Source organism: Amycolatopsis sp. SID8362 (assembly GCF_010550475.1).
GTDB lineage: Bacteria > Actinomycetota > Actinomycetes > Mycobacteriales > Pseudonocardiaceae > Amycolatopsis > Amycolatopsis eburnea.
In genome coordinates this window covers 1-791 of sequence record NZ_JAAGNB010000847.1, presented here as the reverse complement: position 1 = coordinate 791, position 791 = coordinate 1, and the positions used below count along the sequence as shown (strand labels likewise).

Below are 791 nucleotides of genomic sequence, written 5' to 3'. Positions count from 1 at the left end.
CGGCGCGGCGTCCCCGTCACGCGTGCCCGGGGCCCGCGCCGAGACGATGCCCTCGCCGGGCGCGGACAGGTCGGGCTTGACCGCGTAGTCGCCGAGGCGCGGCCCGCGGTTGGAGAACGGGCTGGTGACGTCGGCCGCGGACACGCTGCCGACGGCGAGCGCGGCATCGGCAGCGGCAGGCGCCACGACCGGCAGGGGCTCGGGCAGGTCGAGCGTCCGGTCGTTCCCGGCGGGAGCGACGAAGAGCGTGCCGTACCGCGCGGTGAGCGCGTTCACCGCCTGGGACAACGGATCCGTGCCGTCGGTCGCGTCGCCGCCGAGGCTGAGGTTGACCACCGGCACCTGCGGCGCGAGCCACTCCATCCCGGCGATCACCGCCGACTCCGGGCAGCCGTAGGCGACGCAGACCTTGCCGCTGATCAGCTTCGCGTCCGGGGCCACGCCGCGGTAGCGGCCCCCGGAGGCGGCGCCGGTGCCGGCGATGATGCCCGCGACGTGCGTGCCGTGCCCGAGGTCGTCGCTCGCGTCCGGCCGGGTCCCGGTGAAGTCCTTGGCGGCCACGACCTTTCCGGCCAGGTCCGGGTGGTCGGCCTTGACGCCGGTGTCGAGCAGCCCGACGGTGACCCCGCTGCCGGTGTAGCCGGCCTGCCAGGCGGCCGGGGCGCCGATCTGGGGCACGCTGACGTCGAGCGCCGGGGTGGCCAGGCCGTCGAGCCACACCTTGCCGATGCCGGGCGGCAGCGTGCCCGGCGACGCGGTGAGCCACGTCCAGAAGTCCGTGCCGCGCCGCC

General features: G+C 76.6%; 1 protein-coding gene. It reads right to left on the bottom strand.

Annotation, left to right across the window (positions count from 1 at the left end; translation table 11 throughout):
- On the bottom strand, positions 1–791 hold a 791-nt coding region (locus G3I65_RS26425; RefSeq protein ID WP_160698505.1), incomplete at both ends, for a S8 family serine peptidase.